Origin of the sequence: Gilliamella apis, assembly GCF_030758615.1 — a bacterium.
GTDB classification, from domain to species: Bacteria; Pseudomonadota; Gammaproteobacteria; order Enterobacterales; family Orbaceae; genus Gilliamella; species Gilliamella apis_A.
Window position 1 is genome coordinate 1,392,829 of the sequence record NZ_CP132381.1, and the last position, 14,016, is coordinate 1,406,844.

General features: G+C 31.9%; 14 protein-coding genes and 1 pseudogene. 10 read left to right on the plus strand and 5 right to left on the minus strand.

What is annotated here, in order from left to right:
- Window positions 1–46 precede the first annotated feature (46 nt).
- Window positions 47–463 carry a hypothetical protein gene (locus RAM17_RS06375; protein ID WP_110447985.1) on the plus strand — a complete coding sequence of 139 codons (417 nt, stop codon included), beginning with the start codon at window positions 47–49 and terminating at the stop codon, window positions 461–463.
- 466 nt (window positions 464–929) lie between these two features.
- On the opposite strand, the gene priC is transcribed toward RAM17_RS06375, so the two are convergent.
- Both priC and yfbV read right to left on the minus strand, forming a co-directional pair.
- On the minus strand, window positions 930–1,424 hold the full coding sequence (priC, locus tag RAM17_RS06380) for a primosomal replication protein PriC (protein WP_306239636.1): 495 nt from the start codon (window positions 1,422–1,424) through the stop codon (window positions 930–932).
- Window positions 1,425–1,446: 22 nt separating this feature from the next.
- The gene (yfbV, locus tag RAM17_RS06385; RefSeq protein WP_181414668.1) at window positions 1,447–1,902 is read right to left on the minus strand and encodes a terminus macrodomain insulation protein YfbV; all 456 of its coding nucleotides are present in this window, start codon (window positions 1,900–1,902) and stop codon (window positions 1,447–1,449) included.
- Window positions 1,903–2,095: 193 nt separating this feature from the next.
- Between yfbV and RAM17_RS06390 the strand changes: the two genes are divergently transcribed.
- From RAM17_RS06390 to guaA, 3 genes are all read left to right on the plus strand, one after another.
- Window positions 2,096–3,301 (plus strand): acetate kinase, encoded by a 1,206-nt coding sequence (locus RAM17_RS06390; RefSeq protein WP_110447983.1) that lies wholly within the window; start codon window positions 2,096–2,098, stop codon window positions 3,299–3,301.
- Window positions 3,302–3,370: 69 nt separating this feature from the next.
- A complete protein-coding gene (gene pta / locus RAM17_RS06395; protein ID WP_110447982.1) occupies window positions 3,371–5,521 on the plus strand; it encodes a phosphate acetyltransferase in 2,151 nt (716 codons plus the stop codon).
- Between the two features lie 540 nt (window positions 5,522–6,061).
- Window positions 6,062–7,645, plus strand: coding sequence for a glutamine-hydrolyzing GMP synthase (guaA, locus tag RAM17_RS06400; RefSeq protein WP_086364441.1), 1,584 nt, complete (start codon window positions 6,062–6,064; stop codon window positions 7,643–7,645).
- A gap of 397 nt (window positions 7,646–8,042) precedes the next feature.
- On the opposite strand, the gene RAM17_RS06405 is transcribed toward guaA, so the two are convergent.
- Window positions 8,043–9,017: a hypothetical protein gene (locus tag RAM17_RS06405; protein WP_110447981.1), complete on the minus strand. Its 975-nt coding sequence runs from the start codon at window positions 9,015–9,017 to the stop codon at window positions 8,043–8,045.
- Window positions 9,018–9,086: 69 nt separating this feature from the next.
- Window positions 9,087–9,293, minus strand: a pseudogene (locus RAM17_RS12540) (helix-turn-helix domain-containing protein).
- Window positions 9,294–9,739: 446 nt separating this feature from the next.
- On the opposite strand from RAM17_RS12540, the gene RAM17_RS06410 reads away from it, so the two are divergent.
- From RAM17_RS06410 to RAM17_RS06420, 3 genes are all read left to right on the plus strand, one after another.
- On the plus strand, window positions 9,740–9,985 hold the full coding sequence (locus tag RAM17_RS06410; protein WP_146208328.1) for a hypothetical protein: 246 nt from the start codon (window positions 9,740–9,742) through the stop codon (window positions 9,983–9,985).
- Between the two features lie 269 nt (window positions 9,986–10,254).
- Window positions 10,255–10,791, plus strand: a complete 537-nt coding sequence (locus RAM17_RS06415) for a hypothetical protein (RefSeq protein ID WP_110447980.1) — start codon at window positions 10,255–10,257, stop codon at window positions 10,789–10,791.
- 28 nt (window positions 10,792–10,819) lie between these two features.
- The gene (locus RAM17_RS06420; RefSeq protein WP_110447979.1) at window positions 10,820–11,392 is read left to right on the plus strand and encodes an HNH endonuclease; all 573 of its coding nucleotides are present in this window, start codon (window positions 10,820–10,822) and stop codon (window positions 11,390–11,392) included.
- A 225-nt stretch (window positions 11,393–11,617) separates the two neighbouring features.
- Here RAM17_RS06420 and RAM17_RS06425 read toward each other — a convergent pair whose 3' ends face one another.
- The gene (locus tag RAM17_RS06425) at window positions 11,618–11,989 is read right to left on the minus strand and encodes an EthD domain-containing protein (protein ID WP_110447978.1); all 372 of its coding nucleotides are present in this window, start codon (window positions 11,987–11,989) and stop codon (window positions 11,618–11,620) included.
- A 72-nt stretch (window positions 11,990–12,061) separates the two neighbouring features.
- On the opposite strand from RAM17_RS06425, the gene RAM17_RS06430 reads away from it, so the two are divergent.
- The 3 genes from RAM17_RS06430 (at window position 12,062) to RAM17_RS06440 (ending at window position 13,999) form a co-directional block, all read left to right on the plus strand.
- Entirely contained in the window at window positions 12,062–12,418 is a 357-nt protein-coding gene (locus tag RAM17_RS06430) for a MerR family transcriptional regulator (RefSeq protein WP_110447977.1), read from the plus strand.
- 348 nt (window positions 12,419–12,766) lie between these two features.
- Window positions 12,767–13,291, plus strand: a complete 525-nt coding sequence (locus RAM17_RS06435) for a low molecular weight protein arginine phosphatase (RefSeq protein ID WP_110447976.1) — start codon at window positions 12,767–12,769, stop codon at window positions 13,289–13,291.
- Between the two features lie 237 nt (window positions 13,292–13,528).
- Window positions 13,529–13,999, plus strand: coding sequence for a YhcH/YjgK/YiaL family protein (locus RAM17_RS06440; RefSeq protein WP_110447975.1), 471 nt, complete (start codon window positions 13,529–13,531; stop codon window positions 13,997–13,999).
- Window positions 14,000–14,016: the final 17 nt, after the last annotated feature.

Genomic DNA, 14,016 nt, shown 5'->3' on the forward strand with positions numbered 1-14,016 from the left:
GTTTACTCACATTTTTTGAATAAAAGAAATATTTTTGGGGTTATTTATGGAGTGGACTGGTTCTTGGAACTCTTTTTATTCAACTAAACCTATAAATGTTGTTTTCTCCGAATGGAGAAAAAAAATGATAGCTATTAACTACAAAAGTTATTATAACCTTTGGATGGGAGACGAGTGGTTATTTAGTTATAAGAATAATGAAATGCTTGAATATCACTATGAGAATGGTTATAACATTGATATGCAAGGTGAAGGCTGTGTAACGATAGAAGCTAAAAAAGTTTCATTGAACGCGGTTGCAACTTTGATTGAATTTGAAAGGGAAACGAATTTCGAACCTTACAATATTAATCTACATCTTAAAGACTTATACTACTATGTTCTAGTTCTACCAGAGGAATTGGAAAATTCGGAATTTAGTCGTAAGCTACACGAATTATTTATTAGTGTACTTAAAGTATAAAATTAACTTAGTAAATATGAAGGATTTTTCGTATTTTATCATTTATTTAATTTGAGGAAATAACATCTTTTTATCTATTTGATTCGTAATCATTTACGATAACTAGCTATGAGGGGGGTATTTAATAATATCTACTCACTTTTCTTTAAATTATCAATTAATAGCGGTTATTTTATCTGTTAGGGAATTATTTGTTTAATAAATAGATTTTTATTTTTATTAAAATAGAAAAATAATAGCTATCATGTTTAAATTTTTACCAAAATGATGTATTCATAATTTTAATTTAAAAAGTTTTAGTTTGTATATATTGTTATATTTGTTATAAACGAGCATTATTTAGCTTTAGATAGGCTAAAGTGTATCATTTAACAATCATGGTTTAGATAAATAATCAATATGCCACCAACATGCAGTAATGGTCACTGTTAATATCTCAAATTTGCATTGATAAAATAATTCGACTTTAATCGAAGACCTCATTTTCCATATCTAACTCAATCTTTTTTATTGCTTGTTCACAACGATATATCCGATTATCTAATGCTGCTATTTTTGTATAATCAATAGCCTCAGGCGATAGTTCTAATTCATATTTCATCTCTTGCAATCGTCGCAGATAATCTAAATGTCTGGAATGTTTTTCTGCAACGGTTTCTTGAATTACATAACTTGTTGGTTGCTTGCGTAAATGTACAGTAGCAAGCTCACGACTTAGTGCAGTAATTTGGTCAATAAGTTTTTCCGATAAGAATTCAATTTGACTCATTTTTTCGGTTAAAGCTGCATCACAGAGAGAATGATAAGTAAGCTTTATCTTATCGATATAAAATTGAAAATCGACCTCAATCTTACTGCTATTAAACAGATGTTCATCAAAATAGTGTTCTTGATAAGTGGGTTGATCAGATAGGTTGATCTGTTGCTCAAGTTGATTTATCTGATCTTTTAATTTTTCCAAAAAATTCTGCATAGATATATTTTCATGGTTGGTTAGATGTATCATCATCTTGTCCAAAATAGTTACCTAGATGAATCTTAGATAGATTCATCAATTTCATTAGTGCTTCAAACGTTAATTTTTCATTAGGATTTCGGTTAGGATTGATTATTTTTTTTTCGATCAGTTGTGATTTAATTCGGTTATAACCATCAACTAAATATAGTGGTAGTGGTGATTGAGAACGATAGCCTAACCATAATATTCCTTGAATAGGTAAGCTCAAGGCAAATAGAATAGTAACAATCGTTACTGCTAATTGTGCAGGCAGATAATATTGCCAAACAATTAAGCCAATAATGATTGGTGGTAATATTTTTTTTGCGGTTTTTATGTGGTTAATAATTTTTAATTCTGGAAATGAATATGAAAGCGCCTTATCTTTGGGGCAAAGATCCATATATGTTTGACCTGCCTTAAATTTTTTAACTAAATTCATCTGATTTGGATTCCTCGACATTCACATTTTAATGTCTTAAAATAGTGTCATTCAAATTGGGGGCTCTCTTTATTTTATCTTAAAAACCAAGATATCAGAAGTCGCCTTGTATATCACATTGATTATTTAATCATGTGTAGAGTTACCAATTTTGATTGGTATATATCTTTTTATTCAATTTATAGGAATTACTATGTCATCAAGTAATAACGCTCTTGTTCTGAATTGTGGAAGTTCATCTTTAAAATTTGCAATCATAAACCCTGAAAATGGTGATGAATTTTTATCTGGCTTAGCTGAATGTTTTCACCTTCCTGATGCTCGTATTAAATGGAAATTAGATGGTGAAAAGAAAGAAGCTTCTTTAGGTGCTGGTGCAGCGCATAGCGAAGCAATCCGTTTTATTGTTAACAGTATTTTTCCACAAAAACCAGAATTATTGGATAGTATTAAATCAATTGGACACCGTATTGTTCATGGCGGTGAGAAATATACCCAATCAGTTGTAATTGATGATTCAGTATTAAAAGGAATTGAAGAAGCAGCGGCTTTCGCACCTTTACATAATCCTGCGCATTTAATTGGTATTCGTGAAGCTTATGCCGCTTTTCCTCATTTAAAAGATAAAAACGTCGCAGTATTCGATACCGCATTCCATACTACAATGCCTAAAGAAGCATATTTATATGCAATCCCTAATGAATTATATACTAAACATGGTATTCGTCGTTATGGTGCTCATGGTACAAGCCATTATTATGTTAGCCGTGAAGCAGCTAAATTATTAAATAAACCAGTTGAAGAAACTAACGTGATCACTTGTCACTTAGGTAATGGTGCCTCTATTACTGCGGTTAAAAATGGTAAATGTGTTGAAACTTCAATGGGGTTAACGCCACTTGAAGGCCTAGTTATGGGTACACGTAGTGGTGATATTGATCCTGCTATTATGTTCTTCTTACATGACAACTTAAAAATGTCTGTTGCTGATATTAACAACTTATTAAATAAAAAATCTGGTTTACTAGGTTTAACGGGTGTTAGCAGTGATTGTCGTTATGTAACCGATAATTACGATAAAGATGAAAATGCAAAAAATGCCTTAGATGTTTTTGTTCATCGTTTAGTAAAATACATTGGTGGTTATGCAATGTTATTAGACGGTCGTTTAGATGCAATCGTATTTACTGGTGGTATCGGTGAAAATTCTGAAGAAGTTCGTCGTATGGCTTTACAAAAATTAAGCTTACTTGGTATTGAACTTGATCAAGAACGCAACTTAGCGGCTCGTTTTGGTAAAGGCGGTACAATTACTAAAGATGGTTCAGTAATCGCGATGGTAATTCCAACCAATGAAGAACTCGTCATTGCCCAAGATGCTGCACGTTTAACAGCTTAAAAGTTTTTAAAACCGCCTATAAGGCGGTTTGTTTTTTGGATTTAATAAAGAATTAAGAGGAAACAAATTATGTCTCGTACCATTATGCTGATTCCAACAGGTACCAATGTTGGTTTAACAGGTGTAAGTCTAGGTGTTATTCGAGCGATGGAGCGTCAAGGTATTAATTTAAATGTATTTAAACCAGTTGCGCAACCAAGAGCAGGTGGCGATGCCCCTGATAATACAACTACTTTAGTTAGCACTAACACATCAATTCCTACGTTAAAACCGTTAAAAATGAGTCATGTTGAAAACCTATTAGGTTTAAATCAACAAGATGTATTAATGGAAGAAATTGTTGCGCTGTATGCTGAAAATACCAAAGGTGCTGATGTTGTCTTAGTTGAAGGTATTGTACCGACAACTGATTATCCTTTTGCTAATGAATTAAATAATAACATCGCTAAAACACTTGGCGCTGAAATTATTTTTGTTGTAAATATGGGTAAAGATAATCCAGAACAGTTAAAAGATCGTATTGAGATTGCGCGTTCTAATTTTGGTGGCATTAAAAATGATAAGATTATTGGTGTCATTGTTAATAAAGTCAATGCTCCAGTTGAAGAGCAAAACCTTGCTCGTCCTGATGTGGCCGAAATTTATCATACGCCAAAATTTGATAATAAAAAAATCACTATTAAGGATTTAAGCGAACATAGTCCGTTACCAGTTCTTGGCTGTATTCCTTGGAATATTGATTTAAGTGCTTGCCGAGCAATCGATATTGCTAAACATTTTGACGCAAAAATTATTAATGAAGGTGCAATAAAAAATCGCCGAATTAAACATGTTTCTTTCTGTTCTCGCAGCGTTCAAAATATCATCAATCACCTCCAACCTAATGCGCTTTTAGTGACTTCAGCCGACCGCGCTGATGTATTGGTTACTATTAGTTTAGCTGCGATGAACGGTGTTGCCATTGGTGGGGTATTACTAACTGGTGGTTACGATATTGATGAAAAAGTGTATAAGTTATGTCAACCAGCATTTGATACTGGTTTACCAGTATTTACGGTTAAAACAAATACATTCCAAACTTCAATTAACTTACAACAATTTAATCTAGAAATCCCAGTTGATGACAAAGAGCGTATGGATAATACTCAAAACTTTGTTGCTGACCATATTGATGCAAATTGGATTAAATCATTAAATGAAGTTGTAAGTTCTACTCGACGTTTATCTCCACCAGCATTCCGCTATCAATTAACTGAACTTGCTCGTAATGCGAAAAAAGTTGTGGTATTACCAGAAGGTGACGAACCAAGAACTATCAAAGCTGCTGCAATTTGTGCAGAGCGCAACATTGCAAAATGTGTGCTGATTGGTAATCCAGATGAAGTTCGTAAAGTGGCTGCATCACAAGGTGTTACGTTAGGCGCCGGTGTTGAAATCGTTGATCCAGATAGTATTCGTGAAAAATATGTACCACGTTTAGTCGAATTGCGTAAAAACAAAGGTATGACAGAAGTCATTGCTCGTGAGCAATTAGCGGATAATGTGGTACTTGGTACAATGATGCTTGAAGCAAACGAAGTTGATGGTTTAGTTTCAGGTGCGGTACACACTACGGCTAATACAATTCGCCCACCATTACAATTAATCAAAACTGCACCAGGAAGCTCACTTGTATCATCAGTGTTCTTTATGTTAATGCCTGATCAAGTTTATATTTATGGTGACTGTGCAATCAATCCAGATCCAAATGCGCAAGAGCTTGCGGAAATTGCTATCCAATCTGCTGATACTGCAATTGCCTTTGGTATTGAACCACGCGTTGCAATGATCTCTTATTCAACCGGAAGTTCTGGACAAGGTGCCGATGTTGAGAAAGTGAAAGAAGCAACTCGAATAGCACAAGAAAAACGCCCTGATCTAATGATCGATGGTCCATTACAATATGATGCTGCCGTTATGCCTGATGTGGCAAAATCTAAAGCACCAAATTCACAAGTAGCGGGTAAAGCAACCGTATTTATCTTCCCTGATTTAAATACTGGTAACACTACTTACAAAGCGGTACAACGTTCAGCAGATCTTGTCTCAATTGGTCCTATGTTACAAGGTATGCGTAAACCTGTGAACGACTTATCACGTGGTGCATTGGTAGATGATATTGTTTATACTATCGCATTAACAGCTATTCAATCAGCACAAGAACAAAATGCTGCTAAATAGTTAGTATTTATACGGCAATTTATGAGAGGTTATTAATAACCTCTCATTTTTATTTCACCTACCAATCCTCTTATTTTTAAATACGGTTTTTTGATTGCAATTCAATAAATGACAAAATACTTTTGGGACTGGTTTTTAGCTCTTTAGGGTTTATATTTATGTGATATAAATTATATAAATGTGAATTTACTATCTGTTTAAACTATTATCTATAGATAAATTCGAGTTATTTTTGCATTAATAATAACGAATTTTAAAGTAACAACATTGAGTTTTGCGATATAGTTCGATTTTTAATGACCTTTATTGAAGTTAAGACGCTATGAATTTTCTTAATAAGCTAAATAATTTATACCTCTCTTTGCAAACGGCTATTTTCTCATCTTGATCAATATATTTATGTACAAAATAAGATTATAAATCTTTATGTCATAGTATGAATATACAAAAAAAATGTTTATACGCTATTTAAGCTTAATAATTAGATGATACAATAGCCACCAATTTTTATATTAGCCCATATTTTAGGAATTAAGATTGATGAATAAAGACATCCACCAGCAGCGTATATTAATTTTGGATTTTGGCTCACAAGTAACTCAATTAATTGCTCGACGAGTTCGTGAAATCGGTGTTTATTGTGAACTTTGGCCATGGGATGTTTCGGAAGAAAAAATTAAACAATTTAATCCTAAAGGTATCATTTTATCGGGTGGTCCCGAAAGTACTACCGAGCAAAATAGCCCTCGTGCACCTGAATATGTATTTAATGCAGGAGTGCCGGTATTAGGTATTTGCTATGGTATGCAAACAATGGCGATCCAGTTAGGTAAGGGCGGAGTCGTTACTGCATCTAATCAACGTGAATTTGGTTATGCTAAAGTAGATATTGTTGCAAAATCAAAATTAACAGACGGAATTTTAGATAGCATTAATGATCAAGGTATTAATCAGCTTGATGTTTGGATGAGCCATGGTGATAAAGTAACCTCATTACCAGACACATTTAATTTAATCGGTCAAACAGAAACCTGTCCATTTGCAATCATGGCAAATGATGAAAAACAATTTTATGGTGTACAGTTTCATCCTGAAGTTACTCATACCGTTAAAGGATTTGAATTATTACAACGCTTTGTTATCGATATTTGTCATTGTGAAAAATTGTGGACACCTTCTTCAATTATTACTGATGCAGTGGCACGTATTAAAGAGAAAGTTGGCCAAGATAAAGTATTGTTAGGCCTATCTGGTGGTGTTGATTCTTCGGTTACTGCACTATTATTACATCAAGCAATCGGCGATCAGTTAACCTGTGTTTTTGTGGATCATGGTTTATTACGTTTAAATGAAGCACAACAAGTAATGGACATGTTTGGTGATAAATTTGGTTTAAATATTATCGCGGTTAATGCTGAAGATCGCTTTATGGCGGCATTAAAAGGTGAAGCAGATCCTGAAGCTAAACGTAAAATCATTGGCCGTGAATTTGTTGCAGTTTTTGACGAAGAAGCAGCAAAACTTAAAGACGTAAAATGGCTAGCTCAAGGGACTATTTATCCCGATGTTATTGAATCAGCCGCCGCTGACACAGGTAAAGCGCATGTCATCAAATCTCACCATAATGTTGGTGGTTTACCAGAAGATATGAAAATGGGCTTAGTTGAACCATTACGTGAATTATTCAAAGATGAAGTGCGTAAAGTTGGTTTAGAACTCGGTTTACCATACGATATGCTATATCGTCATCCATTCCCTGGACCAGGTTTAGGTGTACGCGTATTAGGTGAAGTGAAAAAAGAGTACTGTGATTTACTACGACAAGCGGATGCTATCTTTATCGAAGAACTTTACAAAGCTGAACTATACCACAAAGTTAGTCAAGCGTTTACCGTATTCCTACCGGTACGTTCAGTTGGTGTTATGGGCGATGGTCGTCGCTATGATTGGGTTGTCTCGTTACGTGCCGTAGAAACCATCGACTTTATGACCGCCCATTGGGCGCATCTTCCATACGACTTTTTAGGAAGAGTATCAAACCGTATCATCAACGAAGTTAATGGTATATCACGAGTAGTCTATGATATCAGCGGCAAACCGCCAGCGACTATTGAGTGGGAGTAACGTTCTCTTTTTGTTATTAATATAGATCAATATCTAAAAAGCCAGTGATATCAATTGTATTACTGGCTTTTTAGTCTATTAGTGTATTTTAAAATTTTCTAACATATTAAAATATTGTAATTTTTCAAGTTATTACTTTGTGATTAGCGCAAAGAAAAGGATTACTAATAGAGAATTCGTACTTCATGATATTTGCCAAACCTCCTCAACACATTTGCATAAAGCAGCTTATATCTCTGACAGGATAGAAAAAGCGTTAATCCATGAGCAAAGTGGCGTTAGATTAGTATATAATTAAGCAGAATATGCATAACAATTAAGAAAGTTACTCCAATATTCGGATGTTATGGTTGATGAGTGGATAAATAATAATATTCTTCAATAAAAAGCTGGCATTTTAATCCAGCTTACAAGAAACGATGTTAAATTTTTTAGGTATTGAAAGGTAGCTTTTATCTTTATTTACAAATGATTCAAAATTTCTAGTTTGAACACTATTTTCATCAATCAATACTTTACTATATTGAGAATCTAGAAAGATAACTTTTGTGTTTTCATCGATATTTGTACATGGGTGCATAGGATTAAAATCAAGATTATGAGCTAACTTATAAACTTTGTAAGGGTATTCAGTTTCAGAAAAATCATAAGTAAGCCAATGGTAAGAGAAGCTGAGGACAATAATAGATAACACTAAGAATATAATTGATAATATAGGTGGTTCTTCGTAATTATCTATTTTCTTTCTTAAATATTGAATATATTGCCAAATATTTAAAGAATGAAGTAGAGAAAAAAAGATAATAATGATAAAAAATGGTGAGGTGTATTGAAATACTAATAGGCCTGTCATATAAGCACGGGTATAAGGAAATACTGATGCATCAACATGAAATACAATATTTATGAATTCAGACGCTTTACTAGTACAAAAAATGATAAGAGCTGAAATAGCTATTGAAATAATGAATTTAGTAAATCCAAATTTCCATACTGTTTTAAAAAAAGATGTTCTCTCAATTGAAATACCAATATAAATAAATGATAGGATAATTCCAAATAGCTTTACTAAATATTGATAGTTACTGAACCATGACCATTCATTACCCTCTCGTGCAGAACATATCATACAAAAAGAAATCAAGGCTAATAGTTTTAGTGAGGAGTTTATTAAAAATTCTTCTCTTCTCTTCTTTTGCTCATCAGCTTTTTCGTTTGATTTTAATATTGATAATATATCTGACAAATAATCTTTTAGTGTCTTATTTGTATAATAATTTTCTTTAGAAGAATAAGTTAAATCCTCATATATTGCTTCAATATGTTCTTTTGTATTTTTTGCTTTCTTGTAACGATATTTTCTTTCATTCATAATTATTATCCTGAGTTTAGGGCTTATAGCATTATATGTATTATTCAGTTATTTAATTTTTATTATCACTTAAGCTAGATCTAGAGATAGTAACCGAACAATATATAGTAATTTTACAATATCTAACCGTCGTTCTCCATTTTCGATGTTAGCAATGAAAGATTGTGATCTATTTAATGTCTGATCCAATTTTTCTAGAATTATATTTTTTTAAATTCGAGGATCTTTTAATGCACTGATCACCAATTGGTACTCTTCTGAGTTGATAGATGCCATAATTTTTCTCAATAAGCTCCATCTAGAATTAAAGCATGAGAAACGAAATTTAATAACTGACAGCTCGTTAATAAACTTGTTTGTATTGAATGCACCGCATTTCCAACCGTCCTAACAGTTTAAATCAATTAATTGAGACAATAGAGATGATTAAAAATCATAATGTATTACCGATTAAATTAATTGTACTTGATACATTGGCTAGAGGTTTTGGTGGGAGCGACGAAAACGCGGCTAAGAATATGGGGGGCATTTATTCAAGGTTGTAACATATTAAAAGTGAAAACAGACGCAACTATTTTATTAGTTCATCACAGTGGTAAAGATCAAGATAAGTTACAAGAGGCTCTAGTGCGCTTCGTGCTGCTCTAGATGCTGAATTTAATGTTAGGCGAGAAAAAGATAACCATATTCAAGATAAAGCATTTATCCTAAACAGCACTAAAATGAAAGTTACCGAAGAGCCAGATAAAAGTGCTTATGACCTAAGACCGATTGAATTGTATTATGATGACGATCAGGAGCTAATTTCCTCCTTAGTGATTATTGACACACCAAGAGCATCCCAAGAATCAGGTATTGATAAATATCCTGAACTGAAAGGAATACCCAACCTAACAACCAACCATAATGCTTTATGGGAGTGTATACGTAATCGAATACAACAAGTTTGTGAGTGTACGAAATCATAGTCTGTTCTGATATGAAAACTATAGGTATCGATGTTGATAAAAAAATTTCTCGTTGGTTAAGAAAATTGGTCGGTGACGATATTATAAAAATTGAAGGTGAAATAATTATAGCTTTAGTGGAGTATAAATATTAGTAGGTCTTTTCCCATTTTTATTATTTATATTGGCGAGAAGCAGGGGATAGGTAAAATTATATATAAATGATTTAAGGTATTATGGTGATATAATATTAAACATAATGTCATTAATAGGATTTATAAGAGAAATAAATGCAACGTAAACACCTACAATTCCAACAGTATCTTTTTCACGATATTGAAGATGAAGATAAAGCTGAAGAATATATTGAAAGAATTCTACCAATGATTGGATTGATTGTTATGTATTTTAATGGACTCGAAAGTAATTTGGATTCGATGCTATGTGAAATATTTACAGATAGAACAGATTCGACAGGTTTAATTGTCTTAAATACAATGAATTTTTCATCAAAAATTGAGTTATTTAAGAAGTTTAGTGATGATTTTCATTTAAGTTTTGGAAAAATCATAAATGATTATGATGCACTTATTAATAATCTTAAAGAATCAGCAAGACTCAGAAATTTAGTTGTTCATGCAAACTGGGAAAGTACAAATGAGGAAGGATACACTTATATTCGATTGAAAATGTCAAAAGAAGGAATGTTAAAAGAGTATATCCAATTTAGTGAAAAATCACTAATGGACATTATAGAGTTAATCATCACAACTAGAGTTAAACTAGATGAATATTGGCAAGAGCGAAGCGAAGTTTTGTGTTTTTAATATTATATAATAATCTAATGGACTACATATGAAAAAGTCTTCTTTTCCCGAAGGTTCTGTTTGTAAGCCATGTTGGGAATTAAAATATTGTCCTTATGGTGTATTAGTTGAATTCTTTCCTGCCGCACATCCTGCGGTTAAATTTGATTTATCTATTTCAAAGACTAGATATCAGGAAGTATTAGAAGAAATTAAACAACTAAAAAATATTACACCTGAGGATATTTTTGAATATTTTCGTTTATTAAGTTATTTAGAACCTGATAATCAAGAGTTTGTAGAAAAATATTTTTCTGAAATTGGGTGTCGTATGTTTGGACATGCATGCCCTGTTTTTTTTGTTCAAAGTGGAGGAACTGAAACGAAAGATTATAGGTCAAAAAGTAGAAATATTTCACGGCAAGTTATGTTACAGGTTGTTCGTAGAGATAATCATGTATGTCAAGTTTGCCACAAATATGTCGCTGATGATGAAATTGAATTTGATCATATAATTCCTTATTCTAAAGGTGGACCTACAACCGTAGCTAATTTGCGTTTGTTGTGTAGGAAGTGCAATCGAAAAAAATCTAATTTTTTAGATGAAATTTTATACAAATAGTTTCATACAGTATTTATAACGATATAAATTTTAAATAAAAAATTAATACATTGATTTATATGATAAAAATCAACTATACTACAATTGAGTGGGAGTAGCACTTTCTCAGTTGTTATCTTCAATTAATATCTAAAAGCCATTCCATATCGAATGGCTTTTTTATTGTAAGATTTTAAAAAATTATTAAACTAAACGTACAGCTAACAATAATCATTCATTTTACATTTAGATGATTATTCGCTCTGTTGCATACCAGATTAGCGATTGTGAGTGATCGACAAATTGATTTTCATCATCTAATAATAATTGGATGGCTCTTTTGGCTTCAGGTGAAGTTCTGATACTTAACATTTTTTCTTTACTTTGCCAGTAAATTTCAGCCATTCCATCAAATTCAAAAATAGGTGCATCTCTGCTATTGCGCATAGCATTTCCCGGTTTTTTATCCTGTAATGGAACACTTTGGACGTAATGAAGAATTCCTAGCGCTTCTTTTTGTGAATTAACCAAATTTGCATGATGGTTATGCCAATAGTTATCAAATTCTTGATAACTTAATGTCTTTTGGCGTTTAACTAACGTAATTAATTTGATCATTTAATATCTCCTTTAATAAATAAAACCATATGGTAAAGTATGACATAGCTGTTAGAGTCAATAGGAAGTGATATGAAAATTGGTGAATTATCAAAATTAAGTCAGATCAGTGTTAGAATGCTTAGATATTATGAAGAAGAAGGACTTCTTTCACCAAAACGCACAGTTTCAGGTTATCGTCAGTTTGAAATAGAGGACATTGACCGAGTTAAACTCATTCATAAATTAAGTAGTGCCGGATTAACATTAAAAGTTATACGTAAGATCCTTCCTTGTTGGCAATATCAAAGTAACAAATTTTCTCCTTGTAAGGAGTTTAAAAATGGCTTGAGTGAAACACTTTTAAAACTTGATAAACAAATTGAACTTTTACAACAAAGTCGTAGTCATTTAATAACCTTGTTAAAGGAAAATAATGAAAATAAGTAAAATTAAGATTGTTTAAATAGGCTTTCAATCGTCAAATGCTAAAATTAAAATGGGATATTACCTAAAATTAAAAGATATTGGAGAAGCTAATCCTCCGCAGAGTAGGGTTATTGTTTATCATTTTAATTACAACGTTATTGATAAAAATTATGAATAGTTTTCTTTTAATAATCCTATTATATCGCTAGACAGTGGTTATTCTTGTTTATTTTTGCAGATTAAATATGATCTAAATAATGAAATAAATAGGATGTTATAGACCTAAACATTGAAATAAAGCTAAATTAGAATTTTATGTTATTTTTGTTATTATAAAATCGAATTTTTAGTTAATTATTAAGGTAAAACATGTTTAATTTAAAAAAATATTTAGTTGGTTTATTGGCATTGTTTAGTGTTTCTTGCTATGCATTCGATCATGTTGTTACTTTTGTTTGTACAGGTAACACAGGCCGTAGCCCTATGGCCGAAGCATTGGCTAAGGATTATGTTGACAAACATAATCTCAATATTGAGGTTCGATCACGGGGTGTTAATGTTGATCCAAGTGAATTAACACCAGAAGAAGGTACAGTTAAGGTATTAAAAGATAGAAATATTGATATATCTTCACATAAAGCAACGCAATTAGTGAAAGAGGATATCGATAAATCAGAATATTTACTGACAATGACGCAAAAACATAAAGATAAAATTTTGGATAAATTCCCAGAATCGAAAGATAAAGTATTTACATTATCTGAATTTGCCACAGGTAAAAATGAAGATCTTTCTGACCCATACAAATTACCATTATCTGCTTATATCAAAGTAGAAAAACAATTAGATAAATTTTTACCATTGGCATTGGATAAAATTGCCAAAGAGAAATAATTTGATCTAAATATATTCTTATAAATTTTCTTTTTTAAAACCGCATAATTGCGGTTTTTTAATATTTACGTGATTTCGATAATAGATTGTTTTTCCTAATTTTTAATAAATGAACTATAAAAAATTATTGCTTGAGTATATACTCTTGCCTAAAGATTTTATTCTTCCATATAGTTGTATGTAGAAGAGTATAGTGAATAGTTATTGCATCAATTTATAAGTGAAGGAGCATTGAGTATGATTTTAGGTAATGTTAATCATTTGGATTTAGTTCCATACTTGCCGGCCAAAATTAAACAATCGATTGAATACGTAAAGGACAATGTTAATAGCAATACACCAGCTGGTCGTTATGATATCGATGGTGACAATATGTTTTTTATGGTGTCAGATAATTCATTAAGATATATTCATGACGCTAATCCTGAATATCATAAAAAGTATATTGATGTACAAATTGTTTTAGAAGGGCAGGAAGGTATGGCTATTTGTACTTTGCCTCCACACACTCAAGTTTTAGATGATAAAATAGTAGAAAATGATATTGCTTTTATCAAAACGCCTAACGAAGAAACTATGTTAATATTACAGCCTGACGATTTTATTGTTTTTTTACCCAATGAAGTTCATAAACCGCTTTGTGCTGTTGATAATAAGATTGCTACGGTTCGTAAAGTTGTGGTAAAAATTGCATTGAATTATTTATAGATAGAGTAAGGATTTTA